This window comes from Modestobacter lapidis (genome assembly GCF_054780755.1).
Window position 1 is genome coordinate 1 of the sequence record NZ_BAAGVS010000050.1, and the last position, 1,715, is coordinate 1,715.

A 1,715-nucleotide genomic window follows, 5' to 3' on the forward strand; every position below is an offset into this window, starting at 1 on the left:
CCCGGGGCTTTCATGTCGGGACTGCATAGCGCAAAGTTGATCAAACGGAAGGTGCCCCTGACCTGCGATAATCGGGACTGTCGAGGAACCGAGAAGCGTAGATCGAGGAGCACCTTCCAGGTGAAGAAACCTACCTTGTACTACCCGCGTCCGGCCATCGACGGGGCCGGCGCCTCGGTGGTGGCTCACGCCGGGTCGACGTTGCTGCTGCGCACGGCGCAGACCGTCGGTCTTCCCCAGGAGCTGCGCCAGGCGCTGGCGCCGTGGCGTAAGCCGCTGGCCGTCCACGATCCCGGCAAGGTGCTGCTGGACCTGGCGGTGTCGCTGGCGATCGGCGGGGACTGCCTGGCCGACATCGCCCAGCTACGCGCGGCTCCCGAGGTGTTCGGAGCGGTGGCGTCGGACCCGACGGTGTCCCGCTGCATCGACACGCTGGCCGCCGACGCCCCGGCCGCGCTCGCGGCGATCAACACCGCCCGCGCCGCGGCACGCACCGCTGCCTGGTCGTTGGCCGGGGAGCACGCCCCCGACTCCGGCGCCGACGCTGCGGCGCCGGTGGTGATCGACGTGGACGCCACCCTGGTGACCGCGCACTCGGAGAAGGAAGCGGCCGCCCCGACGTTCAAGCGCGGCTTCGGGTTCCACCCGCTGTGGGCGTTTGTCGACCACGGCGCCGAGGGCACCGGTGAGCCGCTGGCCTTCCTGCTGCGCAAGGGCAACGCCGGGTCCAACACTGTCACCGACCACCTCACCGTGCTGAAGGCAGCCCTGGCGCAGCTACCCGGCGGGCACACCCGCGGCAAGAAGGTGCTGGTCCGTATCGACGGCGCCGGCGGCACCCACGAGCTACTCGCCTGGCTGACCCGCCGCAGGCTGTCCTACTCGGTGGGCTTCACCCTGCCCGGCGACCTCGCCGCTATCCAAGCCAAGCTCGCCGCGATCCCCGATGACGTGTGGGAGCCGGCCTACGACGCCCACGGGCAGGTCCGGCCCGGCGCCTGGGTCGCCGAAGTCACCGACCTGTTCGACCTGTCCTCCTGGCCGGCCGGGATGCGGATCATCGTCCGCAAGGAACGCCCGCACCCCGGCGCGCAGCTACGGATCACAGACCTCGACGGCCTGCGGGTGACCGCGTTCGCCACCAACACCAGCCGCGGACAGTTGGCCGCACTCGAGCTGCGGCACCGCCGCCGCGCCCGCTGCGAGGACCGCATCCGCTGCGCGAAGGACACCGGGCTGACCAACCTGCCGCTGCACGACCTCGACCAGAACAAGATCTGGTGCGCCATCGTCGCGCTGGCCTGCGAGTTGACCGCCTGGATGCAAACCCTCGCGCTCACCGGGCACCCCGGAAACGGAGACGCCCGCAGGTGGGAACCCAAGAAGCTCCGGCTGCGACTGTTCTCCATCCCCGCCCGAGCAGCCCGCACCGGACGCCAGCGGCTGCTCCACCTCGCCGCGAACGCGCCGTTCACCGCGCTCGCCCTGGCAGCGCTCGACGCCCTGGCCAGACTGACCGGCTCACCGCCACCAGCCGTAGCCGGCTGACCACCGGCTCTCAGACCCAACGACCCGAGAAACCCGGCCGACCAGTGGAACCGGCGCCCACCCGAGCCACCTCGGGCGAACCGTCACACCCCGATGTCATCCTCACGCCCACGCGGGCTCAGAACCCCGACGATCATGAACCCCGACAAGATCACGAAAGATCAAGG

1 protein-coding gene is annotated in these 1,715 nt (G+C 70.7%); it reads left to right on the forward strand.

Going from position 1 to position 1,715, the window contains the following annotated elements; translation table 11 throughout:
* Window positions 1-120: 120 nt before the first annotated feature.
* Window positions 121-1,548 carry an IS1380 family transposase gene (locus ACYVG5_RS21375; protein WP_222050816.1) on the forward strand — a complete coding sequence of 476 codons (1,428 nt, stop codon included), beginning with the start codon at window positions 121-123 and terminating at the stop codon, window positions 1,546-1,548.
* Window positions 1,549-1,715: the final 167 nt, after the last annotated feature.